A 26,053-nucleotide genomic window follows, 5' to 3' on the forward strand; every position below is an offset into this window, starting at 1 on the left:
GGTCGAGCCGGGGGCCGGGGGGCCGGGGGTTAGTGGAAGAAGTGGCGGGTGCCGGTCAGGTACATGGTTACGTTGGCCTTCTTGGCCGCTTCGATGACTTCCTCGTCGCGGATGGAGCCGCCGGGCTGCACGATCGCGCGGACGCCGGCGTCGATGAGGATCTGCGGGCCGTCGGCGAACGGGAAGAACGCGTCCGAGGCGGCGACCGAGCCGCGCGCACGATCGGCGCCGGCGCGGGCGACCGCGAGCTGCGCCGAGTCGACCCGGTTGACCTGACCCATGCCGACCCCGACGGTGGCGCCGTCCTTGGCGAGCAGGATCGCGTTGCTCTTCACCGCGCGGACCGCCCGCCAGGCGAACGCGAGGTCCCGCAGCAGTTCCTCGTCGGCGGCCTCGCCGGTCGCCAACTGCCAGTTGGCCGGGTCGTCGCCGGGGGCGTTCACCCGGTCGGCGACCTGGGCCAGCACGCCACCGGTCACCTGCCGCACCTCCACCAGCGCCGGCGTCCACGCCGGTGCCCGCAGCAGCCGGATGTTCTTCTTGCCCTGCAACACGTCGACAGCACCCTCGTCGAAGCCGGGGGCGACCAACACCTCGGTGAAGATCTCGGCGACCTGCCGGGCCAACTCGACCGAGACCGGCCGGTTGACAGCGATGACGCCGCCGTACGCCGACACCGGGTCGCAGGCGTGCGCCAGGCGGTGCGCCTCGGCGACGTCCGCGCCGACAGCGATGCCGCACGGGTTGGCGTGCTTGATGATCGCCACCGCCGGCTGGTCGGCGAAGTCGTTCGCGGCCCGCCAGGCGGCGTCGGCGTCGACGTAGTTGTTGTACGACATTTCCTTGCCGTGCAACTGCTCGGCCTGGGCCAGCCCGGCCGGGGCGTCCGGGTCGGTGTAGAGCGCGGCGGCCTGGTGCGGGTTCTCGCCGTAGCGCAGCGCTGTCGACTTGCGCAGCGCCAGCCCCGCGAACTGCGGCCACGAGTCGTCGGCGGGTGCCAGCTCCTTGGCGCACCACTGGGCCACCGCGACGTCGTACTCGGCGATGTCGGCGAACGCCCGGGCGGCCAGCGCGCGACGCTGGGCCAGCGTGAAGCCACCCTCGCTGAGCGCGCCGATCAGCGCCGGGTAACCGGCCGGGTCGGTGAGCACGGCGACCGAGGCGTGGTTCTTGGCGGCGGCCCGCACCATGGCCGGGCCACCGATGTCGATCTGCTCCACGCACTCCTCGACGTCGGCGCCCGAGGCGACCGTCGCCTGGAAGGGGTAGAGGTTGGAGACCAGCAGGTCGAACGCCGCCACACCCAGCTCGTCGAGCTGCGTGACGTGGGAGTCCTTGCGCAGATCCGCCAGGAGACCCGCGTGCACCTTCGGGTGCAGGGTCTTCACCCGGCCGTCGAGCACCTCGGGGAACCCGGTCACCGTCTCCACCGGCGTCACCGGCACCCCGGCGGCGGCGATGGTGCCCGCCGTGCTGCCGGTGGACACGATCTCCACACCGGCCGCGTGCAGGGCCTGAGCCAGCTCGACCAGCCCGGTCTTGTCGTAGACGCTGACCAGCGCCCGCCTGATCGGGCGGCGCCCGTCCTGAGTGGGACTCACGGAACCGTGACCTTCCTTCCGGTGATGGTCCAGCCTTCGCGGACCAGCCGACCGACCTGCTCGACGAGCTGGCGTCGCTCGGCTTCCTTGATGCGCTCGGTGAGCGTGTCGACGTCGTCGTCGTCCAGCACCGGCACCGCTACCTGCGCGACGATCGGCCCGGTGTCCATGCCGGCGTCGACGAAGAAGAGGGTGGCTCCGGTGAGCTTCACGCCGTAGGCGAGGGCGTCACGCGGGCCGTGGATGCCGGGAAACGCCGGCAGCAGCGTGTTGTGGGTGTTCAGGTAGCGGTCACCGAAGGCGGCGAGGAAGTGCGGGCCGACAAGCTTGAGGAAACCGGCGGAGATGACCAGGTCGGGCTGGTGCTTCGCGACGTGCGCGGTGAGCGCGCGGTCCCAGTCCTCCCGGGTGTCGTGGTCGCGGACCCGTTCGACGAAGGTCGGCACTCCCGCCGCGTCGGCCCGGTCCAGGCCCGCGATGCCGTCGCGGTCCGCGCCGACCGCGACCACCTGTGCGCCGTACGCGGGGTCGGCGGCGGCATCCAGCAGCGACTGAAGGTTGCTCCCGGAGCCGGAGATGAGGACGACGATGCGGGCGACAGGCGCGGGCTCGGTCACCGGGCCACCCTATCGGGCAGGTCAGGGACCCCCTTCGACCGGGCGGTGCGCCGATCTTCGACGGTGCCGACGTGCGTCGACCCGGTACGCTGCCGCTCGCTCGGGCCGAACGCCGCGCCGGCCCACACACCGCCACTGATCCGGCACACGAAGCGGTCGACAAGGACCCTTTTGCCTGCTTTGGGAGACATGTCTTCCTGTTGCTGTACTGGGCTTTGGGAGGACTGACCGCGATCATGGATGGAAACAAAGAGCACCAACTGACGGAACCAGTCCAAGGAGCTTCTCGAATGCAGCCCGGTAACCCCGGTCAGGACCCGTACGGCCAGCAGCCCAACCAGGACCCGACCGCTCCCCAGCCGCCGGCCGCCCCGTACGGCCAGCAGCCCACCTCCGGCCAGCCGTACGGTCAGCAGCCGCAGGACCCGTACGCCGCGCCGCAGGCCCCGTACGGTCAGCAGCCCACCTCGGGGCAGCCGTACGGTCAGCAGCCGCCGCACCAGGACCCGTACGCGCAGCAGCAGCCCCCGTACGGCGCCAGCCCGACCTACCCGAACGCCGGGTACCCGCAGGCACAGGGGCAGAACAACACCCTCGGCCTGGTGGCGCTGATCCTCGGTATCGCGTCGATCCCTCTGGCCTGCTGCGCCATCCTGGGCATCCCGGTCGGCATCGGGGCCCTGGTGACCGGCTACCTGGGCAAGCAGAAGGCTGACCAGGGGCAGGCCAGCAACGCCGGTCAGGCCAAGGCCGGCCTGATCTGTGGTGCGGTCGGCGTCGCGCTCGGCATCATCTCGATCATCCTGAGCGTGGTGCTGAACGTCAACCTGCCCGCCCAGCCCTGACGGGTTCGGATTCGACGGGGCGCTCCGGGTTCACCCGGGGCGCCCCGCGCTCGTCTACCCGCTAGACCGCGGGTCAGTGGACGGTTGGCCGCGGCTCTACTGCGCGGGCCCGCGGGTCAGCGCCGGATGGCCGCGGCTCTACTGCGCGGGCCCGCGGGTCAGCGCCGGATGGCGGCGGCTCTACTGTGCGGGACCGCGGGTCAGCGCCCGGGTGGCGGCGGCGCCGAGCAGCGCGCCGACAGCTATGACACCGGCCGCGACCGCCCCGACCTGCCAACCCACCGGCCCGACCTGGGCCAGCCGACCGGCGCCGAGCGGCCCACCGGAGACCGCCGCGGCCGCGCCGAGCACCACCCCGGCCACCGGCCCGGCCAGCACCGCCGGCGCCAGCAGTTCGGCCCAACGCTGCGCGGCCCGCTCCGGCACTGCGAGTCGAGCCACCCGCCGGGCGAGCAGCCAACCGGCGACCATCCCGGCCAGCACCGGCACCGCGAGCAGCAGGGCGCCGAAGCCGTCCACCGGGCCGCGCGGCAGGCCAGCGAGCAGCGGCACGGCCGGCAGCGCGCCGACCGACACCTCGCTGGTACGGACCGCGGTGTCCGTCCCCACCGCGAACCCCGGCCCGAGCAGGTAACTGGTCGACCAGACCGCCGCGTTGGGCGCGTACGCCACGCTGACAAGTGTGATGCCGGCCTGCCCGGCGACCCCGGTCCGGTACGCCCCGATCATGTCGGCCGCGTCGCCGCCGCCGGTGGCCACCGCCAGGCCGGCCGCGCCCGCGCCCGCACCGAGCAGCAGCAGCCCGGCCACCAGGCCGGTGCGAACGCCGTCGCGCACCGGGCCCGGAAGCCGGGTGACGAGCAGCCGGGTCACGGCGGTGATCCGGACCGCGCCGACCAGCGCGGCGAGCGTGCCGACCGCCGCGAACGTGGCGCCCGCCCGGATCAGCGACACATTCGGCCCACCCGTGCCGACCAGCACCGCCGCGAGCGCGCCGAGCAGCGCGTACGCCACACCGACCGCGACCGCGGCGAGCAGTGCCCGGCGCGGTGAGCGGGTGTCGCGGGCACCCATCGCGCGGCTGACGTGCACGCCGGCGCGGGTCAGCCGCCAGAGCGCGAGCACTGTCAGCGCCAGCGGGGCGAGCCCGAGCGGCCCGGTCTCGGTGTGCAGCGGCACGCCGTGCCCGAGCAGCCAGCCGGCCAGCGCGGTGCGCAGGGTGCCGGTCACTGTGGTGCCGTCCGCGCCGAGCTGCACCAGGCCGAGCACGATGGCGACCGGCAGGTAGGAGGTGAGGGCGGCCCAGCAGGCGGCCACCCCGGCGGCGACTGGCAACGGCGCCCGCCCGCGCGGCGACCCGCCCGCGCGAGGCGCGGGCACCCGCCGGGCCGGTGCGGCACGGTCGACCGGCCGGTCGTCGGCGCTCACACCGCCGGGACGGCTGGGACGGTCAGGGGTGACGGGGGACATCCGCTCTACTCTGGCACGTCGCGCGGGCGGTGGCAGTCCGTTAACCCCTCCTAAGGTCGGCGAGTTCACCGAACCGACGTCCTGCCCACCCGGGCCGGTCTAGCCTCGGCCCTGAGGGGGCGCGAGTCGCCGCCACCCGGGACGGGCCCGCCGGTCGCGGTCCGGGCCGGCACGTCGCCCATTACCGCTCGGAGGACGCTGTGACGACGCCATACCCGCCTCCCCCACCCCCACCGGCCCGGGGACGCGACCGCACCACCCTCTGGGGCGTGCTGGGCATCGTGCTGGGGCTGATCTGCTGCGGCATCTTCGGCATCGTCTTCGGCTACCTGTCCATCCGCGACGCCCGGCGGTACGGGCAGTCGCCGCTGCTCGGTTACCTCGCCATCGCGTTCGGCGTGATCAACATCATCGGCGGGGCGATCCTGCGCTCGACCGGCAACTACCCGTTCTGGAACAACGACTGACCAGCGCAGGGCGCGTGTACGCCGAAGGGGGTCGCCCGTGACCGGTCGACCCCCTTCGTACTGCCTGACCGGCTCAGCTGCCGGACATGATCTCCCGCATCAGCTTCGCGGTCTCGGTCGGCGTCTTGCCGACCTTGACGCCGACGGCCTCCAGCGCCGCCTGCTTCGCCTCGGCGGTGCCGGCCGAGCCGGAGATGATCGCACCGGCGTGACCCATGGTCTTGCCGGGCGGAGCGGTGAAGCCGGCGATGTAGCCGACCACCGGCTTGGTGACGTTGGTCTTGATGAACTCGGCGGCCCGCTCCTCGGCGTCGCCACCGATCTCACCGATCATGACGATGGCGTCGGTCTCCGGGTCGGCCTCGAACGCCGCGAGGGCGTCGATGTGGGTGGTCCCGATGATCGGGTCACCGCCGATGCCGACGCAGGTGGAGAAACCGATGTCGCGCAGCTCGTACATCATCTGGTAGGTGAGCGTGCCGCTCTTGCTGACCAGGCCGATCCGGCCGGAGCCGGTGATGTCGGCCGGGATGATGCCGGCGTTGGACGCGCCCGGCGAGGCGATGCCCGGGCAGTTCGGCCCGATGATCCGGGTCCGCTCGCCCTGCGCCACGTTGTACGCCCAGAACGACGCGGTGTCGTGCACCGGGACACCCTCGGTGATCACCACGGCCAGGCCGATCGCGGCGTCGATCGCCTCGACCACGGCGGCCTTGGTGAACTGCGGCGGCACGAAGATGACTGTGACGTCGGCCCCGGTCTCGGCCATCGCGTCCGCTACGGACGCGAAGACCGGCAGCTCGGTGCCGTCGAAGTCGACGGTCTGACCCGCCTTGCGCGGGTTGACGCCGCCCACCACGTTGGTGCCGGCGGCCAGCATCCGCCGGGTGTGCTTGGAACCCTCGGAACCGGTCATCCCCTGGACGATGACCTTCGAGTCCTTGGTCAGCCAGATAGCCATGATCAGACCCCCGCAGCTGCCAGCTCGGCGGCCCGCTCGGCCGCACCGTCCATGGTGTCCACCCGCTGCACGAGCGGGTTGTTAGCGCTGTCCAGGATCGCCCGGCCAGCCTCGGCGTTGTTGCCGTCGAGACGGACGACGAGCGGCTTCGTGACCTGCTCGCCGCGCTGCTCCAGCAGGGCCAGCGCCTGGATGATGCCGTTGGCGACCTCGTCGCAGGCGGTGATGCCGCCGAAGACGTTGACGAAGACGCTCTTCACGGCCGGGTCGGAGAGCACGATCTCCAGCCCGTTCGCCATCACCGCGGCGCTCGCGCCACCGCCGATGTCGAGGAAGTTGGCCGGCTTGACGTTGCCGTGCCGCTCACCGGCGTACGCGACCACGTCGAGGGTCGACATGACCAGACCCGCGCCGTTGCCGATGATGCCGACCTCGCCGTCGAGCTTGACGTAGTTGAGGTCCTTGGCCTTGGCGGCCTGCTCCAGCGGGTCCACGGCTGCCTGGTCGACAAGCGCCTCGTGGTCCGGGTGCCGGAACGCGGCGTTCTCGTCCAGGCTGATCTTGGCGTCGAGCAGCAGCATCCGGCCGTCGCCGTTCTTGGCGAGCGGGTTGACCTCGACCAGGGTGGCGTCCTCGGCGACGAACGCCTGCCACAGGCCGACGGCGATCTCGACCACCTGGTCGGCGACCTCGGCCGGGAAGCCGGCAGCGGTCACGATCTCGCGGGCCTTGGCCTCGTCCACGCCCTTCACGGCGTCGATCGGGGCCTTCACGACCTTGTCGGGGGTCTCGGCGGCGACCTGCTCGATGTCCATGCCGCCAGCGACGCTGGCGATGCAGAGGAAGGTGCGGTTCGCCCGGTCGAGCAGGTACGAGAAGTAGTACTCCTCGGCCACGTCCGCGGTCACCGTGATCATGACCTTGTGGACGGTGTGACCCTTGATGTCCATGCCGAGGATGTCGGTGGCGCGAGCCACCGCCTCATCCGGGCCCTCGGCCAGCTTGACGCCGCCGGCCTTACCTCGGCCGCCGACCTTTACCTGCGCCTTGACGACCACACGGCCGCCAAGACGTTCGGCGATCGCGCGGGCCTCTTCCGGGGTAGTGGCGACGCCGCCGGCCAGCACGGGCAAGCCGTGCCGCTCGAACAGGTCCCGCCCCTGGTACTCGTACAGGTCCACGATTGCGCGTCCCGTCCCGTCTCCGCGGCGCGCCGTCGCGCCGCCACCAGCGTTCAGAAAACAGTTTGACGCCTGTCATCAGTTGAAACAGGCCATTGGCCGCAGCCTAGCGAGGTCGACACCGCCGGCAACCGAGCGGGTGCGCGGTGTGCGGTAATGCACAACCGGACATCAGGTGTGGCCGGTTTCCGGCCACGACTCGGTTGGCATCCACCGTCCGGGCGATGTTGTCCGGCTTGCGTAACCCCGCCGTGGGGGCGTCGTTGAGTCAGATGTCGGAGCGCTGAACAGCGCAAAGACGGGATACGGCCGATGCCCTGTCGGTCGAGGGGTGGCGGCGGGGCATCGTGCATAGAGGGGCCGGACGTGTGAGGGGTGCGTCCGGCCCCTCCCCCGTGCCCAAATTCGGTGGCGCAGCAGATCGGCGTGCCTCAGGAAACCGGCTGGGCCACGTTCTGTCGGACCCACTCGACAATCGCCTGGGTGGTGGCGCCCGGCGTGAAGATCTTCGCGACGCCCAGCTTCTCCAACTCGGGAATGTCGCCGTTCGGAATGATGCCGCCGCCGAACACGACGATGTCGCGGGCGTCCCGCTCCCCGAGCAGCTCCAGCACCCGCCGGAACAGCGTCATGTGCGCGCCGGAGAGCACCGACAGGCCGACAGCGTCGGCGTCCTCCTGGATGGCGGTCTCCACGATCTGCTCAGGAGTCTGGTGCAGGCCGGTGTAGACGACCTCCATCCCGGCATCCCGCAGGGCGCGCGCGACGACCTTCGCGCCCCGGTCGTGGCCGTCCAGGCCAGGCTTCGCGACGACGACCCGAATCCGAGAGCTCATCAGCGCACACCTTTCACCGGCTTGACCGCCATCACCTTAACGAACGGTAACCCGGCGGGCCCGGCCCGGGAAATCCGGGCTCCGTCACCGGCCGTTACCCGGCGTGCCCACCGCGCAACCCGGAGAGGTCCGGCCTGGTGCCGTGCCGGCTTCGCCACGGTCGCGTCGCTGGCAGGGCCGGGGACGTCATCCCGGCGCGGTTCGGAGTCAAGTCGGACGACTCCGCCGGAACGGTCACGCTCGGCGACGAACGGGCAGCGACGGGGGCACCGTTCGGCGTCGCGATGCATGACAATCATGGACGCAAACGGACAGATCGACACGCCAATTTTTCGGTCTAGCTTGTGACTCGCCTGGCGGTTGGCTAACGTGTCCACGGTTGTCATCAGGTCCATGGACGGGTGACGACGCGGTCAGCGGACGTTCCACTGAGGCTTCAGGGGACGCCACCGGCCGCTTCGGAACCCCGACAACGGAGGGTGTGCGTGCGCCAGCGCCTGTCGTCTGAGCCCGATCGATATCGCGGTCGCCGCCGCGTACCCACCCCACCCCGCAGCCGTTACGCCGCTGTCGTCACCACCGCGTTCGTCGGTGCCGGCATCGTGGCCCTCGGCGCGAGCGCCCTGCCGGACGCCAAGGACGTCAGCCCGACGGTTCTCGACGAGCTCAAGCAGGCGTCGGTCACCAGCCAGGACGCCGCGGCCCGTGCCGACAACGCCGACCGCGCCTCCCGGGACAGCCGCAGCACCGACAGCGCCGAGCCCGAGGTCTGGCTGCTGCCGCTGCAGGGCTACGACTTCAACTCCCCCTACGGCGTCCGCTGGGGCAAGATGCACACCGGCGTGGACCTGGTCGCCGGCGAGGGCACGCCCTACGTGGCGATCCACGACGGGTTGGTCACCAAGGCCGGCTGGTTCGGCGGGTACGGCAACGCGGTGATCGTCCAACACGCCGACGGCAGCGAGGCCATCTACGGCCACTCCTCCGCCGTGAGCGTCAAGGAGGGCCAGCAGATCAAGGCGGGCGACCAGCTCGGCCTCGTGGGTCAGACCGGCCACGCGTACGGCACCCACCTGCACCTGGAGATCCATGTCAAGGGGCAGCCGACCGACCCGGTGCCGTTCCTCCAGGAGCGCGGAGTGGACATCAAGCTGCAAGTCGAGGCAATCTACAGCGAGGTAGCCGACCGCTGACGATGCGTAACGACCGCTGACCGCCCGGATCTGTCGATCCGGGCGGTTTTGCGTTGTGCGGTCCTGGCGGATGTATCCCGGGTCACAGCGTCGAATGTGACCGAAGGCACCCACCAACATGATCACTTTTCCGGATGTAGCGCTGCACAGCGGGTCATATCCGGGCACCGACCGTCAGCCCTCCCTTCGAGGGTTCGGTCCCCGCGCCTGCCCCACCTCGGCCCGACACCAGTATTTCGAGGTCAAGTGCCCCTCGACTGTGAAGGTCCGCCGTGCAGGAAGACAGCCCCGTCCAGAACGAGAACACCCCCGACACCAGCCAGACCGCGCCGCAGCGCACCGGCCGACGGAACCGCCTCATCGTGCTCGGGGCCGCCGCCCTGGTAGCCCTCGGCCTCGGCGGTGTCGCCGTCGCCACCAGCGGCACCGACCACCCGGCACCCGCCGCCGTCTCCCTCGACGCCCAGGCCCGGGCCGAGGCCGCGAGCCGGGCCGACCGTTCGGTCCGTGAGTCGAGCACCCCGGTCGTCCCCTCGCTCAGCCCGACGCCCAGCCCGTCGGCGGTCAGCGCCAGCCCGGCCCCCACGAAGACGGCCGCCGCGAAGGCCAAGCCGAAGCCGAAGAAGACCACCAGGCCCACACCTGCCTGGGTCGACCCGATGCCGGGCGCAGCCGTCACGTCCTGCTACGGACAGCGCTGGGGCACCCTGCACGCCGGTATCGACCTGGCGCTGCCCTCCGGTACGCCGATCCACGCGGCGGCCGCCGGCACCGTGACCCAGGCCGGCGACGCCTCCGACGGATACGGCAACTCCGTCTTCATCGACCACGGCAACGGCTACCTGACCCACTACGCCCACCAGAGCCGCATCGCGGTCACCGTCGGCCAGAAGGTGAAGGCCGGCCAGGTCATCGGCTACGAGGGCGCCACCGGCGATGCCACCGGCCCGCACCTGCACTTCGAGGTGCACCAGGGCATGTGGAACCAGATCGACCCGGCCCCGTTCATGCGGGCCCGCGGCGTCGACCTGGGCTGCTGAGGCGACATCCCCGCGCGGTCCGGCGCAACAACAAGGAAAGAGTGGCCTCAGCGGTACGCGAGGCCACTCTTTCCTTGATTTGGTGCGATCTTGGGGATGCCGGGGTCAGAGCTTGTCGACCGGGGCGTGCCGGAGCACCAGCCACATGGTCTGGTCGCCGAAGTCGATCTGCGCGCGGGCACCCGGGCCGTGCCCCTCGACGGCGAGCACCCGCCCCAACCCGTACCGCTGATGGTTGACCCGGTCGCCCGCTGACACCTTCGGCCCCTGTGGCAGCTCGCTGGCCGTGGTCAGCCGGCTGGCGTCCACGCCGAGCCGCTGGGCCAGCTGCGCCGCCTTCGGCGTACCCCCGGTGAAGTTGCCACGCGCGCCGGGCGCGCGGTCCGCGCGGCCACCGACGCCGCCGCCCCCGCCAGCCCACGAGGTGTACGACCCCTCGGTCCGCTCCCAGTGCACCAACTCGGTCGGCAACTCCTCCAGGAAGCGCGACGGCGGGTTGTAGGACGGCTGCCCCCAGGCCGAGCGGGTCACCGCCCGGGACAGGTTGAGCCGCTGTCGGGCACGGGTGATGCCGACGTACGCCAGTCGGCGCTCCTCCTCCAACTCGCGGGTGTCGCCCAGCGAGCGCAGGTGCGGGAAGACGCCGTCCTCCAGCCCGGTCAGGAAGACCACCGGGAACTCCAGCCCCTTGGCGGTGTGCAGCGTCATCAGGGTGACCACACCCTGGTGGTCGGGGTCGTCGGAGGGGATCTGGTCGGCGTCGGCGACCAGCGCCACCTGCTCCAGGAAGCCGGCCAGGGTGGCCCGCTCCCCCTCCTCGCCCAGTGCCTCGATCCGCTCGGTGTACTCGCGGGCGACGCTGACCAGCTCCTGGAGGTTGTCCACCCGGCCGGCGTCCTGCGGGTCCAGGCTCTCCTCCAGCTCGGTGAGGTAGCCGGAGCGGGTCAGCAGCGCCTCCAGCACCTCCTCCGGGGTGCCGGTCTCGGCCAGCTCGCGGGCGCCGTCGAGCAACGCCACGAAGTCCGCGATGCCGTTGGCCGCCCGACTGGAGATGCCCGGCGCCTCCCGGGCCCGGCGCAGCGCCGCGCCGAAGGAGATCCGGTCGCGGCTGGAGAGCGCCTCGACACACGCCTCGGCACGGTCGCCGATGCCCCGGCGCGGGGTGTTGAGCACTCGCCGCAGGCTCACCGTGTCGTCGTCGTTTACCACCGAACGCAGGTACGCCAGGGCGTCGCGGACCTCCTTGCGCTCGTAGAAGCGCACCCCGCCGACCACCTTGTAGGGCAGGCCGACCCGGATGAACACCTCCTCGAAGACGCGGGACTGGGCGTTGGTGCGGTAGAAGACGGCGACGTCGCCGGGGCGGGTCTCGTCGGCGTCGACCAGCCGGTCGATCTCCCGAGCCACCCAGTCGGCCTCGGCGTGCTCGGTGTCGGCCACGTAGCCGACGATCTGCTCGCCGGCGCCGGCCTCGCTCCACAGTCGCTTCGGCTTGCGGGAGGTGTTGCGGTCGATCACCGCGTTGGCCGCGTTGAGGATGGTCTGGGTGGAGCGGTAGTTCTGCTCCAGCAGGATCGTCCGCGCGTCGGTGAAGTCCCGTTCGAACTCCAGGATGTTGCGGATCGTCGCACCCCGGAACGCGTAGATCGACTGGTCGGCGTCGCCGACCACGCACAGCTCGGCGGGCTCCAGCCCGTCGGTGCCGGAGACCAGCTCCTTGATCAGGACGTACTGGGCGTGGTTGGTGTCCTGGTATTCGTCGACCAGCACGTGCCGGAACCGCCGGCGGTAGCTCTCCGCGACGTGCGGGTGGGACTGGAGCAGGTGCACCGTGGTCATGATCAGGTCGTCGAAGTCCAGGGCGTGGGCCTCACGCAGCCGACGCTGGTAGAGCGTGTACGCCTCCGCGAGGGCCCGCTCGTTGGGCCCGGTGGCCCGCGCCGCGAACTGCTCCGGGTCGACCAGCTCGTTCTTGAGGTTCGAGACCTGGGCGGCCAGCCCACGCGCCGGGTAGCGCTTCGGGTCGAGATCCAGTTCGCGGGTGACCAACTGCATCAGCCGGCGGGAGTCGTCCGCGTCGTAGATCGAGAACGTCGACTTGAGGCCTGCGTGCTCGTGCTCGGCACGCAGGATCCGCACGCAGGCCGAGTGGAACGTCGACACCCACATCAGGCGGGCCCGGGGGCCCACCAGCGCGGCGACGCGCTCCTTCATCTCGCCGGCGGCCTTGTTGGTGAAGGTGATCGCGATGATCTCGCCGGGGTGCACGTCCCGAGCGGCGAGCAGGTAGGCGATCCGGTGCGTGAGCACCCGGGTCTTGCCGGACCCGGCGCCGGCAACGATCAGCAGCGGCGAGCCGGCATGGCTGACGGCGTCGCGCTGCGGCCCGTTCAGCCCGGCGAGCAGCTGCTGCGGATCGAGACGCGCGGCGGCCGCCCCGGGTCGGTGCGGGCGGGCCGGCGCGGACTCCGGCGCAGGCGGGGACGCGGGGATGTCGAAGAGAGGATGCATCGCCCGACAAGTCTATGCCGCCGGCCCGACACTGCGCCGCTGGCGCTCAGCAGCTCGTGCCCGACGGCGCGCACCACCACCCGGCACGCCCACAGGCGGGAAAGGTGCCCTTCGCGACGCCGAATGCTTGCGCACCCGGCAACGACGTGGGCATACTCGACCACGTGATCGCTGCGCGCTTCTACTTTTACTATGGCACCGGGAGTCCGGCAGCCGTAGGTCGCGCCTGATCGATTCAGACCTGCTAAAGCCCCGGGCTCCTGGAGTCCGGGGCTTTTTCCGTCCCAGGTTCCGGGCACCGGGCACCACAGTGCGAGAGGTACCCGATGATGACAGACGTGATGGAGCAGAGCGGCAGCCCGATCCGACCGGGGCAGCCCGCCGCGCAGAGGGCTGAGCCGGCGGTGGCCACACCACCGACCGGCGCGGACGCCGAGCCGGCCGAGCAGCAGACCGGCACCCAGGAGCCGTCCGCCTCGGCGCGGATCGTGCAGATCAGGGAACGGATCGACGAGATCGACCACGCGTTGATCACGCTCTGGCAGGAGCGGGCCGCGTTGTCCCAGGAGGTCGGGGTGACCCGGATGGCGTCCGGTGGGACTCGCCTGGTGCTCTCCCGGGAACGGGAGATCCTGGAGCGTTTCCGGGTCGCGCTCGGCGCCGACGGCACCCAACTTGCCCTGCTGCTGCTCCGTGCGGGCCGCGGGCCGCTGTGAGCCGCCCGGGCCGTCCAGGCCCCGGTGAGGCGACCTGGTGAGCCACACCGCCCGAGTTGGCCACACACGGCCCGCTGACGCCGCGTGGGCTGCCGGGCGGCCGCGCGGCCGATCCGGGTCACTGACAGACGAAACCGCCTGCCGTCGTCGTGGTGACGGCGGCAGGCGGTTTCGGTGACTCACACCTCGTGGCTGGCGACGATCTCGCGCTTCTCCGCGAAGTGGCAGGCGCTCGGGTGGTCCGAGCCCCGTCGGATCTCCAGCAGCGGGACCTGCTCGGCGCAGACGTCCTGCGCCTTCCAGCAGCGGGTCCGGAACCGGCAGCCCGAGGGCGGGCTGATCGGCGACGGCACGTCCCCCGTGAGCCGGATGATCGTCTTGTTGTTCCGCTGGGTCGGATCCGGCACCGGCACTGCGGAGAGCAGCGCCTGGGTGTACGGGTGGGTCGGCCGCTCGTAGATCTCGTCCTCGGTGCCGATCTCGACGATCTTGCCGAGGTACATCACCGCGACCCGGTCCGAGAGGTGGCGGACCACCGACAGGTCGTGCGCGATGAAGACGTACGACAGGCCGAACTCGCCCTGCAACTGCTCCAGCAGGTTCATGACCTGGGCCTGGATGGAGACGTCCAGCGCCGACACCGGCTCGTCGCAGACGATGATCTCGGGCCGCAGCGCGAGCGCGCGGGCGATGCCGATGCGCTGGCGCTGGCCGCCGGAGAACTGGTGCGGGTACCTGTTGATGTGCTCCGGGTTGAGCCCGACCAGGTCGAGCAGCTCGCGGACCTTGGCCCGGCGGCTGCCCTTCGGCGCCACCTCCGGGTGGATCTCGAACGGCTCACCGAGCAGGTCGCCGACGGTCATCCGCGGGTTCAGCGAGGTGTACGGGTCCTGCATGACCAGCTGGATCTGCCGGCGCAGACGCCGCAACGCCCCACCGGACAGCTTGGAGATGTCCTGGCCCTTGTAGACCACGTTGCCGGCGGTCGGCTTCTCCAGGTTCATCAGCACCCGGGCGAGCGTCGACTTGCCGCAGCCGGACTCGCCGACCACACCGAGCGTCTCACCGGCGCGCAGCCCGAACGAGACCCCGTCGACCGCCTTGACCTGACCGACGGTCTTCTTGAACACCACACCCTGCGTGACGGGGTAGTGCTTGACCAGGTCATTGACCTCGAGGATGTTCTCAGACACGGTTCACCAGCTCCTCGGCGAAGTGGCAGGCGCTGGCCCGGGCGGGGCCGACCTGCAGCAGCGGCGGGACCTTCTCCCGGCACACCGGCTGAGCCATCGGGCACCGCGGGTTGAACGGGCAGCCCGGCGGGATGTTCATCAGGTTCGGCGGGAGGCCCTTGATCGTCCGGAGCTGCTGCCCCTTCTCGTCGAGGCGCGGGATGGAGTCGATCAGACCCAGCGTGTACGGGTGCGCCGGCTTGGCGTACAGCTCGTACACGTCGGCTTCCTCGACGATCCGGCCCGCGTACATGACAGCGATCCGGTCCGCGACGTCGGCGACCACGCCGAGGTCGTGGGTGATCAGGATCATGCCCATCTGCCGCTCGCGCTGAAGCTCGGCCAGCAGATCCATGATCTGGGCCTGCACAGTCACGTCGAGCGCGGTGGTCGGCTCGTCAGCGATCAGCACCTCGGGGTCGAGCGCCAGCGACATCGCGATCATCGCGCGCTGCCGCATACCGCCGGAGAACTGGTGCGGGTAGTTGTTGAACCGGCCCTTGGCGTTCGGGATCTTGACCTGGTCGAGCATGTCGATCGCGCGCTTCTTGGCCTCCGCGCGGCCCATGCCCCGCCGGACCCGGAACTGCTCGGCGATCTGGAACCCGACGGTGAAGACGGGGTTCAGCGCGGAGAGCGCGTCCTGGAAGATCATCGCGATGCCCTCGCCGCGGATGCGGCGCCGCTCCTCGTCGGACATGCGGAGCATGTCCTTGCCGTGGAAGCGGACCTGCCCACCGGTGACGAAGCCGGGCGGCGTGTCGAGGATGCCCATGATGGTCTGCGCGGTGACGCTCTTACCGGAGCCGGACTCGCCGAGCACGGCGAGGGTCTCCCCCGCGTCGACGTGGTACGTGACCCCGTTGATGACCTTTGCGACGCCGTCCCGGGTGCGGAACTCCACCCGCAGGTCGTCGACCTCGAGCAGGCGGCCGGAGGGACGCCCGGACCCGCCGGGTCCCGGCGCTGACTGCTCGGACACGAGAATGTCGGACAACTGGATCTCCCCTAGCGGAGTTTCGGATCGAGGGCCTCGCGGACCGACTCACCGAGCATCACGAAGCTCAGCACTGCGGTGACGAGGAACGCGGCGGGGAAGAACACCAGCCCCGGCGCGACCCGGACGAACTGCTGCCCATCACTGATCATGATGCCCCAGGACACCACCGGCGACTTCAGACCGACGCCCAGGAACGACAGGGTGGCCTCGGCGCCGATGAACGAGCCGACCATGATCGTGCCGTAGACCAGCAGCGGGGCCAGGCAGTTCGGCAGCAGGTGCTTGAGGATGATCCGGCCGGTGCCGGCACCCAGCGCGCGGGCCGCCACGATGTAGTCGGCCTCCTTGGTGGCGAGCACCGAGGAGCGCATCAGCCGCATCACGACCGGCCAGCTCAGCACGATCAGCGACGCGATCACGAGGCCCATGATCTGGGCCTTGCTGTTGCCGGCGCCCGACCCGTTGAAGGTGGTCAGGATGACGATCGCGCCGAGCACGAACGGCAGGCCGAAGAAGACGTCGGCGATCCGGCTGAGCAGCGCGTCCACCCAGCCACCGCGGTAACCGGAGATGATGCCCATGGTGCCGCCGATGAGCAGGGTGCCCATCACGGAGAGCACGGCGACCACGATGGAGGCCCGTGCGCCGTAGATGACCCGGGCGTAGACGTCGCGGCCCTGCACGTCGTAGCCGAACCAGCCATTGGCGGACGGCTTGTCGAGGCTGCGGGACAGCGAGCCGTTGACCGCGTCGCCCGGGGCGAACAGCGCCGGGAAGGCCGCCATCAACAGGAAGATCACGATCAGCGTGGCCGAGATCCAGAACAGCGGCTTGCGCCGCAGATCCCGCCAGGCGTCGCCGAGCAGGCCGCGCGGCTTCTCGTTGCTCTGCGGCTGGCCCGCGGTGGCGGGAGCGGCGGAGTCGGTGGGGTGTGCGCCAGGGGTGCTGACGATCGATGCGGTACTCGGGTCACTCATAACGGATCCTCGGGTCCAGGGCGGCGTAGAGCAGGTCAACCAGCAGGTTCATCACGAGATAGACCAGCACCAGGACGACCACGATTCCTACCACCGTGGCGCTTTCCTTGGTGATGATCGCCCGGAAGACCTGACGGCCGATTCCGTTGATGCCGAAGATTCCCTCGGTGACGATCGCGCCACCCATCAGGGCACCGAGGTCGGTGCCGAGCAGGGTCACCACCGGGATGAGCGAGTTGCGCAGCAGGTGCACGCCGACCACCCGGCGCATCGGCAGGCCCTTGGCGATGGCGGTCCGCACGTAGTCGGCGCGACGGTTCTCGGCGATGCTCGTTCGTGCCACCCGGGCGATGTACGCCACCGACGCGCTGCCCAGCACGAAGCCCGGAACGATCAACTCGGACCACCGCATCTCGGAGGAGACGGTCGGCTTGATGATGCCCCACTGCACACCCAGCAGCCACTGCAGCACGAAGCCGACCACGAAGACCGGCAGCGCGATCAGGAACAGGGTGGAGACCAGGACCAGGTTGTCCAGGAAGCCGTTACGCCGCAGACCACTGAGGACGCCGGCACCGAGGCCGATGATCGCCTCGATGGCGAGAGCCACGAGGGCCAGCTTCAGGGTGTTCGGGTACGAAGTCAGGATGATGTCGCTGATCTCGCGCTGCGAGAACGTCTGACCGAAGTCGCCCTGGAGCAGGTTCTTCATGTAGTTGGCGTACTGCACGAAGACGTTCTGGTCGAGGTGGTACTTCTCGGTCATGAAGGCGATGTACTGGTCCGGGCAGCGACGCTCGCCGCACTTGCCGGCGAACGGATCGCCCGGAACGGCCCAGACGAGCCAGTAGATCAGGAACGTCGTACCGATGAAGACCGGCACGAGTTGGAGCAGCCGTCTCAACAGATAACGGCCCATGGGGTGGTCCTCCAGACAGGGGGCGCGTCGGACGGCCGACACGGTGGTGACAACGTGCGAGTGGAGTGTTGTAACACCCAATCGCGGAACGGCCCCGGGTCGGGCTCACCGGATGTGGCGAGCCCGACCCGGGGTCAGACCGTTCGGATCAGAGCTCGACCGAGGTGATGTCGATCTCGCCGACGTTGTTCAGCTCGAGCTTCTTGATCTTCTCCGAGTGGCCGGACTGCTGACCGTAGAAGTAGACCGGGATGCTCGGGACGTCCTGGTCGACCTTCTCGACCGCCTTGGCGAACGCCTCGTGCGAGGCCTCCAGGCTCGGCGCGCCGCTGGCCTGCTTGGCAAGGGCGTCGACCTCGGTGTTGCTGTAGAGGCCGTCGTTCGAGGAGCCGTTGGTGACGAAGAGCGGGTTGACCCAGTTCTCGACGTCCGGGTAGTCCTGCTGCCAGGCAGCACGGTACGGGCCGGTCATCTTGTGGGCGTTGATGTTCTGGCGGAACACCGCGAAGGTCGGCACACCCTCGGCCCGCGCGTTGATGTTGAGGTTGGTCTTGACCTGCTGCGCGACGGCGTCCATCCAGTCCTTGTGGGCGGAGTCCGCGTTGTAGTAGAAGACCATCTCACCACTGAAGCCACCGGCCTCGGCGAGCAGCGTCTTGGCCGTCTCCGGGTCGAACTTGCAGGCGGTGCAGTTGCCCGGCTTGGCGCCCGGGGTCAGCGGGTTCGCCCAGCTGTCGGCCGGCTTGCGGGTACCGAAGAAGATCTTGTCCGAGATCTCCTGCCGGTTGACGGCCAGCGACACCGCACGACGCAGCTTCGGGTTCGCGAAGCGCTTGTCGTAGACCGGGAACGCGATGAACGCGGTCGACGGCGTGACGGTCGAGCGGCCCCGGTCACCGAGGTCGGTCTTCCACTTGTCACCGGCGAGCGCCGAGGTGGGGACAACCTCCATGAAGTCGAGGTTGTTGGCCAGCAGATCGGCGTAGGCGGCGTTGTCGTCCTGGTACAGCTTGACGTCGACGTCCTTGACCTTCATCTTGTCGCGAAGGTTGTAGTCGTCGAAGCGCGTCAGCTTGATGAGGGAGTTGTCCTCCCAGGACACGAACTTCACCGGGCCGTTGCCGATCGGCTTCGTCTTGCCGAACTCTTCCGGCTTCATGGTGAAGAAGACGTCCGGCAGCGGCATGAAGGCGCTGTAGCCGAGCTTGGTCGGGAAGACCGCGGTCGGCGCCGACAGGGTGACCTCGAAGGTCTGGTCGTCGATGACCTTCAGGCCGGACAGCTTGTCGGTCGTCGGCGTCGGGGCCTTCTTCGGGCCGTCCGCGCCATCCGGGTCCGTGGTGTAGGTCTGGTCGAAGCCCGCGATGTCCGCGAAGAAGGTGCCGTTCTGCGCGCCGTTCGGCGAGTAGGCGGCCCAGTTCCAGGCGTCGACGAAGTTCTTCGCCTTGACCTCGGTACCGTCGTGGAACTTGGTACCGGCCTTGATCTTGATCGTGAAGACCTTGGAGTCCGTGGTGTTGATGGACTCCGCCAGCGCGTTACGCGGGGCCCCACCGTCGTTCGGGTACTCGACCAGGCCGGTCCACATCCAGTCGATGATCTTGCCGCCACCGGTCTCCGTGGTGTTCGACGGGACCAGCGGGTTCTCCGGCTGGACGCCGTGAACAACGATCGAGCCGTCCGCGCTGGCGGCAGTGTCGCCGTCGCCGCCGCTCGAGCAACCGCTCGCGACAAGCGCGGCAGCCGCGCTGAGCGCGATAGCGCTCGTCGCCCGCTTCGAGACTCTCATTCCGAGGGGCCTCCTCTTTCTAACCAGGTTCCGTCGTGGGTTTCACGCACGTTTGGGGGTGACACCGCCCGACCACCCCGGGGCGCGGGTCGCCGGGACCACAGGGAAGTTGGGGACACCCCTGATGTTCCGATCCGCCGGGCTCCCCCACCAACGAGGCCTGACACGACGCAACCGACACAGCCACGGGCCGCCGAGATCGGCGAAATCGTGGTCGTGGGGCGTACGGAGTGCCACACACCGATGGTGAGGTGCTGCCACTGTGACACCCACTGGCCTCTTCCGTGAAGGTGCCGTTATCAAGCCGTTAGTTGCCCGCCACGTTGCCGATACTTGAAAAATGATCATAAAACGCCCGACGCGGGCGGCACTGAGCAGGAAATACGTTGCGCCACCCGAACAGTGGGCCTCGGCCCCTGCGCGAGCGCCGAGGTCACCCGAGCCCGCCGGGACGTCCGTCTCCACTCACGTTTCGACCCGTCCGGATGAGGGCCCCTACGGCTACCCGGACACGATCATCGGCTGGGTGTACGAGGGCGCGCCGGCCGTTTCTCTGATCCTCGCCGGCGCGACGAGCCGTCACACGAGGCGGCGATCCGCCGCCCAACGGGAGAGCTCGTAGCGGTTGGACATCTGAAGCTTGCGCAGCACGTTCGACACGTGCGTCTCCACAGTCTTGATGGAGATGAAGAGCTCCTTGGCGATCTCCTTGTACGCGTACCCCCGGGCCAGCAGCCGCAGCACCTCACGCTCACGGTTGGTGAGCTGATCCAGCTCCGGGTCGGCCACCGGCGCGTCCGGTCGGGCCGCGAAGGCGTCCAGCACGAACCCGGCCAGCCGTGGGCTGAACACCGCGTCCCCGTCGGCCACGCGACGGATCGCCGCAGCCAACTCGTCCGGGGAGATGGTCTTGGTGACGTACCCGCGGGCACCGGCACGGATCAGCCCGATCACGTCCTCCGCCGCGTCGGAGACGCTCAACGCGAGGAACTTGACCTGCGGGTGCGTACGCCGCATCGCCTCCAGCACCGCGCGACCGCCGCCGTCGGGCATGTGCACGTCGAGCAGCACCACGTCCGGGCCGACGACGGCGATCCGGGTGACCGCCTCGGCCACCGTGCTCGCCTCGCCCACCACCTCGACGTGGGCGCCCAACTCCGCACGCACCCCGGCTCGGAACATGGCGTGGTCGTCCACCAGGAACACCCGCAGCCGCTCGGGGCGGGCCTCCGCCGGGTCGAGGTGCTCGGTCGGCTGCTCGGCCATGGTCATCTGTTCCTCTCCGCTGCGGACGAGTCCCGGGAGATCGGCAGGATCAACCGGACCTCGGTCCCCTCCCCCGGGCCGGACCGTATTTCGGCCCGTCCGCCGTGCCGCTTCATCCGCCCGATGATCGAGCCGCGTACGCCGTGCCGGTGGTCCTCCACGGTATCCGGATCGAAGCCCTTCCCCCGGTCCCGGACGAAGACACTGACCTGATCCGGCTCCACCTCGGCGTAGAGCGACACGGTCTGCACACCGGCGTGCCGGGCCGCGTTCACCAACGCCTCCCGGGCGGCCGCGACCAGCGCCCCGACCTTCTCGTCGGTCTCCCGGTCCCCCACCACGACCGTCTCCACGCTGATCGCGAAGGTGTCCTCGACCTCAGCCGCGGCCTGCTCCAGCGCGGCGGCGAAGCGCTCGCTCGGCGAAGCGGTCGGCTTGTAGAGCCAGTTGCGCAGCGAACGCTCCTGCCCCCGGGCCAGCCGCTGCACCGTCTTGACGTCACCGGCGTTGCGCTGGATCAGGGCCAACGTGTGCAGCACCTGGTCGTGCACCATCGCGGCCAGCTCGGCCCGCTCCTGCTCGCGGATGCGCCCCTCGCGCTCCGAGCGGAGCTGGCTGTACGTCCGCCAGAGCACCGGCGCGGCGACCACGCCGACGCCCGCCAGCCCGACCAACGCGAAGATCACGCCATTGATCACCGCGTCGAAGTTCTGTGCCGGCGAGTACACGGCCGCGACGCCGATGATGCCGACCGCGACCAGCACTCCACCGCCGATGAACCGCAGCACGAAGGCCCGCCGGTCGCTCTCCTCGACGACCGCGCCGAGCCAGGGCACCGGCATCGCGTCGCCCCACTGTCGCCGCCGCTCGGGCGCGGACTGATGCCAGATCACCCCGGCGCCGACAGCGATGATGGCCACCAACCAACCGGCGGTGCCCGCCGCGCCGACCGAGTCGAAAACCATCACCTGGATCAACAGGACACCGAGCCCGATCCCCACGAACGGCAGGAGTTGGGCGACGTCCCGCCGGGGCGGCACCGCCGTGTCACCGGGACGCAGCGGCACCACCGCCCAGAAGGCGGCGTAGAGCAGCAGGCCGAGCCCGCTGAGCCCGAGCAGGACCATGAACGCGACGCGCACCCGCAGCACCGAGATGCCGAGATGGTCGGCGATACCGGCGGCGACGCCGGCGGCCATCCGGTGCTCCGGGGCGCGGTACAGGCGCGGGGGCGAGGTCACGGTGCTGATCGGAGGCTCCCTGGTCACAGTGGCGGACAGGTCGAGGTCGGTGACTCGATCGTCACACGCTGCGGCGTCCGCGACCACGGGGACGCCCCCGACATTCCGGCCGCAGGATCTCAGGGTGGGGTCAGGGTCGGGTCCTGAGGTCGTTCGGGTGGGCCGGGCAGCAGGATCGAAGCATGACCGAGGAAGCTGCCCCGCCGCCCCGACCGGGGTCGGCACAGCCGGGCGGTTCAGCACCGCCCCCGCCCACCACCACGCCCACCGAATGGACCGAGCCCAGCACGTTCGGTCCGCACGCTGGCACCGACGCGACCGCCGGCACCGCGCCCGGCGAGCCGACCGACGGCTACGCGCCACCCACGGCGGGTTACGGCCCAGGCCCGGGGTTCGCGGCGGGCACCGGCTACGGCCCGGGCGGCACGCCACACCGGCCGGGTGGTCCCGGTCCGTCCGCACCGCCACCGCCGCTGGGCGGCACCGGCTTCACCTCGCGGTACGGGCTGGTCCGGCCGCGCGAGGGGCGGTATCTGGCCGGTGTCTGCGCGGCGATCGGGCGCGCCACAAACACCGATCCGGTGCTCTGGCGGGTGCTGCTCGCGGTGCTCGGGTTCTTCGGGGGCATCGGCATCCTGGTGTACGTCGCCGCCTGGCTGATCATCCCGAACGAGGGCGACACCGCGTCCCCCGTCGAGTCCATGCTCGGCCGTGGTCGTTCCAGCATGTCCCCGGTGACGGTGATCGTCCTGGGCATCCTGGTCGCGGCCAGCTTCGCGTACATCGTCACCGACGCCTTCCGCGCGGTGCTGCTCGGCGCGGCCATCCTGGTCGCCGGAGCGCTCCTGCTCAACCGGGACGGCCGCAATCCACGGCCCGGCACCCCGGGTGGTCCGCCGCCCGCCGCGCCGGCCGGCAACCCGGCCGGTCCGGTCGTCCCACCGGTGGCCTGGCCCGCACCGTCGTACGGCGCGACGCCGTCGACCGGCCCAGCGGTGACGCCGCCGATGTTCAGCACCGGTCCGGGGTACGCCACAGCGACGACGGGGGCGACGCCCACCGCCACCATCCCGGCGTACGACGCGCCGACGACCAGCGCGACGCAGCCTGTGTCGGCAGTCGGCCCGGTGTCCGGGCAACCGGCCGGCACCACGGCCGCCCAGCCCGGCTGGCCGAGCACCGCCATGCCCAGCGCCGGCTGGCCGTCGGCACCGGTGAGCAGCACACCCACCGCCCCGACCGGCTATCCGACCGCCCCGCCACCCTCCGGTTACCGTCCACCGTTCGCGCCGCACGGCCCGTACGCTTCGCCGACACCGGCCGCGCCTCCTCCGCCCAAGCCACCGAAGCCGCCGAAGCGCCCCAAGGAGCGGTCGCCGCTCGGCGCGGTGACCTTCTCGCTGATCTTCCTGGTGCTCGGTCTGGTCGCCCTGCTCGACCTGCTGGACGTCTTCGCCATCAGCGCCTCGGCGTACTTCGCTGCCGCTCTGGCCACTATCGCGCTGGGCCTGCTGGTCGGCACGTGGTTCGGGCGGGCACGCTGGCTCATCGCGCTCGGTCTGGTGACCGCGGCGGCGCTCGGCACTGCGACAGTCGCCGAGTCCTACGACCGGATCCGGGGGGTCGACGGCGCGGTGACCTGGGCGCCCACCGACTACCGCGACCTGGCGGACCGGTACGAGAACAGCTTCGGTGACGCAGTGCTCGACCTGCGCGGGATCGACTTCGCGAAACGGGACAGCCAGGTGACAGTGGCAGTCAACTTCGGCCAGGCGACGGTGGTCGTGCCGCCGAACGTTGACGTCACCACGGTGGCCGACGTCAACGCGGGTGACGCCACCATCTTCGGCAACCGCTCCGGCGGGCTGGACGGTCGCCTGCGGGAATCCACGGACGTCGGCGCGGACGGGCCCGGCGGCGGGACCCTGCGCCTCTACATCCATGTCAATGCCGGCAACCTGGAGGTGACCCGGTGAAGGCTCACCGCACGGATCTGGTGTCGTTCGCCTTCGGGCTCGTGTTCCTGGCGCTGTCCGCCTGGTGGCTGCTCGCCCAACTGCTCGGGCTCGCGCTGCCGCCGGTCGGCTGGTTCCTGGCCGGCGCACTCATCCTGATCGGGGTCTTCGGGCTGGTCGGCGCGCTGCGCTCGGGTCGACCGAACCAGCCGGAGCCGATTGCAGAGGCCGGTGCCGGTGCCGGTGCCGCCGAGGCTGTCGCTCCCGTCTCCGGCACGTCCGTCTCCGGCGTACCCGTCTCCGGCGCCGCCACGTCGACGTCCGGCGCGGCCCTGCCGGTCTGGGAAGCCGAACGGTCCACCTGGGACATTCCCTCCTCGGACCCGACGCTCGTCTCGGACCCGACGCTCGTCTCGGACCCGACGCTCGTCTCGGACCCGACGCTCGTCTCGGACCCGAGGCCCGTCTCGGACCCGAGGCCCGTCTCGGACCCGACGCTCGTCTCGGACCGGGCGTTGGAGACGCCGACCACCGAGGTACGGGCGCAGGACGTGCCGGCCACCGACGTGATCCACCCGGCCTGGCTGGCACATCCGCCGACCGAGCCCATTCCCGGCCAACCCGGCATCGGCAACGACGAGCCGACAGTCGGGAACCTCGCCCGCCCGGCCTCGGCAGAGGAGGACGAGCCGACCCGGTCCGACCAACCGGTCGAGGCCACCGGCGACCAGCCGGGTGACGAGCGCGAGAGTCCGCGCAGGCAAGCCTGACATCGGGCACCCGTCCGCGTCGGTCCACCGCATCCCCACGGCGGTGCGGCCGGCGCGGACGGACGCATATGCTGGCTGGTGGAGATCTCGCCTCCGCCGGCCGGCCCGTCCCGCCCATGGCGGTCCCGCCGCGATTCCCGTCTCTACCCCCGTCAGGAGCCCGCCCGACATGACCCAGTCCCCCGCCGTGCGTACCACCGGCCGGTCCGGTCCGGTCCGCATCGGCGAGCGAGCCGCCCGTACCCTCGTCGCCGAGCTGGCCCGGATCAACGACCCCAAGGCCGCCCTGCTGGTCGGGGTGACCCCGGACTCCGCGGTGCTGGCCGCGGCTGTCGATGCGCTGCTCCCCGGTGACCGGCTCACCGTGGTGCCCGCCGAGCCGTTCGGCGCTGCGGCGCTGCGCGAGCACGTCACAGCCCAGGGCCGCTGGGTCGCCGACCGGGTGAGCGTCATCGACTCGCTGGCCGAAGCCGAGGCCGCCGCGGTCGTCATCGCCGCTGAGGTGTTCACCGGCACCGCCGAGGCCACCCGCAGCGGCGTCGAGGGGTTGACCAAGTACCTGACCGACGGGGCGGTGCTGAGCGTGGCGACCGTCGCCACCCCCGGCCGGACCGAGGGTGCCGCCGCCGAGCTGGCCCGACAGGACGCCCTCAACGGCGTCGGCGCCGATCTGGTGCTGCGTAACTCGCCACCGGTGCGTGTCTACCGACTGCGCTTCACCCCGGCCAGCCCGACCACGGCCGACAGCCTGGCCCCCGCCTACCGGCCGTCGAGCGTGCCGGTGACCCGGGGCATGCACATCGACTCCAACGGCGTGGCGGCGGCGGGCATCGCGCTGGGCCTCGCGGCACTGGCCCGGGTGGCACGCCCGTCGTCCAAGCTGTGGCTGCTGCCGGCCCTGGCCGCCGGGCCGGTCGCCGCGTTCTTCCGGGATCCCGAACGGGACGTGCCGGAGGACCCGAGCGCCGTGGTCGCCAGCGCGGACGGGAAGGTCCTATCGGTGCAGCGGCTGCACGACGAGCGCTTCGGCGACGGCGAGTGGCTGCGGATCGCCGTGTTCCTGTCGGTGCTGGACGTGCACGTCAACCGCACCCCGGTCGCCGGCAAGGTGGTGGACTACTTCGTCGCCGACGGCGGCTTCGTCAACGCGATGAAGCCGGACGCCGAGCACAACGTCGCCGCGTACACCGTGCTGGACACCGCTCGCGGCACCGTGGTGGTCGCGCAGCGGACCGGGCTGATCGCCCGCCGGATCGTGCAACGCGCGCCAATCGGCGCGCTGCTGGCCAAGGGCGAGCGCTTCGGGCTGATCCGGTTCGGCTCCCGGACCGACGTCTACCTGCCCGCCGATGCCGCGGACCCGCTGGTCGGGCCGGGCGACAAGGTGGTCGGCGGGTCCACCGTCATCGCCCGCTGGCGCTGACCCACAAACGCAAAGAACGGGGCGCCGCTGTCCGCGGCGCCCC

General features: G+C 70.8%; 21 protein-coding genes and 1 pseudogene. 8 read left to right on the forward strand and 14 right to left on the reverse strand.

What is annotated here, in order from left to right:
* Positions 1-29: 29 nt before the first annotated feature.
* Positions 30-1,601: a bifunctional phosphoribosylaminoimidazolecarboxamide formyltransferase/IMP cyclohydrolase gene (gene purH / locus AB0K35_RS05690; RefSeq protein WP_238668328.1), complete on the reverse strand. Its 1,572-nt coding sequence runs from the start codon at positions 1,599-1,601 to the stop codon at positions 30-32.
* Complete coding sequence (gene purN / locus AB0K35_RS05695; RefSeq protein ID WP_091406347.1) at positions 1,598-2,218, reverse strand: phosphoribosylglycinamide formyltransferase; 621 nt, start codon at positions 2,216-2,218, stop codon at positions 1,598-1,600. Before purN ends, purH begins: the two co-directional genes overlap by 4 nt.
* A gap of 290 nt (positions 2,219-2,508) precedes the next feature.
* Here purN and AB0K35_RS05700 point away from each other — a divergent pair, with 290 nt between their 5' ends.
* A complete protein-coding gene (locus AB0K35_RS05700; protein WP_238668329.1) occupies positions 2,509-3,063 on the forward strand; it encodes a DUF4190 domain-containing protein in 555 nt (184 codons plus the stop codon).
* 180 nt (positions 3,064-3,243) lie between these two features.
* On the opposite strand, the gene AB0K35_RS05705 is transcribed toward AB0K35_RS05700, so the two are convergent.
* Positions 3,244-4,533 carry a DUF6350 family protein gene (locus tag AB0K35_RS05705; RefSeq protein ID WP_238668330.1) on the reverse strand — a complete coding sequence of 430 codons (1,290 nt, stop codon included), beginning with the start codon at positions 4,531-4,533 and terminating at the stop codon, positions 3,244-3,246.
* Between the two features lie 200 nt (positions 4,534-4,733).
* Here AB0K35_RS05705 and AB0K35_RS05710 point away from each other — a divergent pair, with 200 nt between their 5' ends.
* Positions 4,734-5,000, forward strand: a complete 267-nt coding sequence (locus AB0K35_RS05710) for a DUF4190 domain-containing protein (RefSeq protein ID WP_196919730.1) — start codon at positions 4,734-4,736, stop codon at positions 4,998-5,000.
* A gap of 73 nt (positions 5,001-5,073) precedes the next feature.
* Here AB0K35_RS05710 and sucD read toward each other — a convergent pair whose 3' ends face one another.
* The 3 genes from sucD to AB0K35_RS05725 form a co-directional block, all read right to left on the reverse strand.
* Positions 5,074-5,961 (reverse strand): succinate--CoA ligase subunit alpha, encoded by an 888-nt coding sequence (gene sucD, locus AB0K35_RS05715; RefSeq protein WP_238668331.1) that lies wholly within the window; start codon positions 5,959-5,961, stop codon positions 5,074-5,076.
* A 2-nt stretch (positions 5,962-5,963) separates the two neighbouring features.
* Entirely contained in the window at positions 5,964-7,142 is a 1,179-nt protein-coding gene (sucC, locus tag AB0K35_RS05720) for an ADP-forming succinate--CoA ligase subunit beta (RefSeq protein WP_091406357.1), read from the reverse strand.
* A 431-nt stretch (positions 7,143-7,573) separates the two neighbouring features.
* Positions 7,574-7,978 (reverse strand): cobalamin B12-binding domain-containing protein, encoded by a 405-nt coding sequence (locus tag AB0K35_RS05725; RefSeq protein ID WP_030491849.1) that lies wholly within the window; start codon positions 7,976-7,978, stop codon positions 7,574-7,576.
* A gap of 485 nt (positions 7,979-8,463) precedes the next feature.
* Here AB0K35_RS05725 and AB0K35_RS05730 point away from each other — a divergent pair, with 485 nt between their 5' ends.
* Together AB0K35_RS05730 and AB0K35_RS05735 are read left to right on the forward strand one after the other, a co-directional pair.
* Positions 8,464-9,171: a M23 family metallopeptidase gene (locus AB0K35_RS05730; RefSeq protein ID WP_238668334.1), complete on the forward strand. Its 708-nt coding sequence runs from the start codon at positions 8,464-8,466 to the stop codon at positions 9,169-9,171.
* Between the two features lie 272 nt (positions 9,172-9,443).
* On the forward strand, positions 9,444-10,211 hold the full coding sequence (locus AB0K35_RS05735; protein ID WP_357367153.1) for a M23 family metallopeptidase: 768 nt from the start codon (positions 9,444-9,446) through the stop codon (positions 10,209-10,211).
* Positions 10,212-10,316: 105 nt separating this feature from the next.
* Here AB0K35_RS05735 and pcrA read toward each other — a convergent pair whose 3' ends face one another.
* A complete protein-coding gene (pcrA, locus tag AB0K35_RS05740; protein WP_363883968.1) occupies positions 10,317-12,722 on the reverse strand; it encodes a DNA helicase PcrA in 2,406 nt (801 codons plus the stop codon).
* Positions 12,723-13,048: 326 nt separating this feature from the next.
* Between pcrA and AB0K35_RS05745 the strand changes: the two genes are divergently transcribed.
* Positions 13,049-13,438 (forward strand): chorismate mutase, encoded by a 390-nt coding sequence (locus AB0K35_RS05745; protein ID WP_363883970.1) that lies wholly within the window; start codon positions 13,049-13,051, stop codon positions 13,436-13,438.
* A 179-nt stretch (positions 13,439-13,617) separates the two neighbouring features.
* Here the strand turns inward: AB0K35_RS05745 and AB0K35_RS05750 are convergent, their stop codons facing one another.
* The 7 genes from AB0K35_RS05750 to AB0K35_RS05780 form a co-directional block, all read right to left on the reverse strand.
* Positions 13,618-14,631, reverse strand: coding sequence for a dipeptide ABC transporter ATP-binding protein (locus AB0K35_RS05750; protein ID WP_308193446.1), 1,014 nt, complete (start codon positions 14,629-14,631; stop codon positions 13,618-13,620).
* On the reverse strand, positions 14,624-15,652 hold the full coding sequence (locus tag AB0K35_RS05755) for an ABC transporter ATP-binding protein (protein WP_091406372.1): 1,029 nt from the start codon (positions 15,650-15,652) through the stop codon (positions 14,624-14,626). The genes AB0K35_RS05750 and AB0K35_RS05755 overlap by 8 nt, the downstream gene beginning before the upstream one ends.
* A gap of 26 nt (positions 15,653-15,678) precedes the next feature.
* A complete protein-coding gene (locus AB0K35_RS05760; RefSeq protein WP_238668338.1) occupies positions 15,679-16,647 on the reverse strand; it encodes an ABC transporter permease in 969 nt (322 codons plus the stop codon).
* Entirely contained in the window at positions 16,640-17,566 is a 927-nt protein-coding gene (locus AB0K35_RS05765) for an ABC transporter permease (protein ID WP_091406376.1), read from the reverse strand. The genes AB0K35_RS05760 and AB0K35_RS05765 overlap by 8 nt, the downstream gene beginning before the upstream one ends.
* Positions 17,567-17,714: 148 nt before the next feature.
* Positions 17,715-19,355, reverse strand: a complete 1,641-nt coding sequence (locus AB0K35_RS05770; protein ID WP_238668339.1) for an ABC transporter substrate-binding protein — start codon at positions 19,353-19,355, stop codon at positions 17,715-17,717.
* A gap of 579 nt (positions 19,356-19,934) precedes the next feature.
* On the reverse strand, positions 19,935-20,621 hold the full coding sequence (locus tag AB0K35_RS05775; RefSeq protein ID WP_238668355.1) for a response regulator transcription factor: 687 nt from the start codon (positions 20,619-20,621) through the stop codon (positions 19,935-19,937).
* Between the two features lie 2 nt (positions 20,622-20,623).
* A complete protein-coding gene (locus AB0K35_RS05780; protein ID WP_112622580.1) occupies positions 20,624-21,889 on the reverse strand; it encodes an ATP-binding protein in 1,266 nt (421 codons plus the stop codon).
* 155 nt (positions 21,890-22,044) lie between these two features.
* Here AB0K35_RS05780 and AB0K35_RS05785 point away from each other — a divergent pair, with 155 nt between their 5' ends.
* From AB0K35_RS05785 to AB0K35_RS05795, 3 genes and pseudogenes are all read left to right on the forward strand, one after another.
* Positions 22,045-23,838: a PspC domain-containing protein gene (locus AB0K35_RS05785; RefSeq protein ID WP_238668340.1), complete on the forward strand. Its 1,794-nt coding sequence runs from the start codon at positions 22,045-22,047 to the stop codon at positions 23,836-23,838.
* A pseudogene (locus AB0K35_RS05790) lies at positions 23,835-24,017 on the forward strand (hypothetical protein); the annotation flags it as partial. The gene AB0K35_RS05785 and the pseudogene AB0K35_RS05790, both read left to right, overlap by 4 nt.
* A gap of 739 nt (positions 24,018-24,756) precedes the next feature.
* Positions 24,757-26,010, forward strand: a complete 1,254-nt coding sequence (locus AB0K35_RS05795) for a phosphatidylserine decarboxylase (protein ID WP_238668341.1) — start codon at positions 24,757-24,759, stop codon at positions 26,008-26,010.
* Positions 26,011-26,053: the final 43 nt, after the last annotated feature.

Source organism: Micromonospora sp. NPDC053740 (genome assembly GCF_040677775.1).
GTDB classification, from domain to species: Bacteria; Actinomycetota; Actinomycetes; order Mycobacteriales; family Micromonosporaceae; genus Micromonospora; species Micromonospora alfalfae.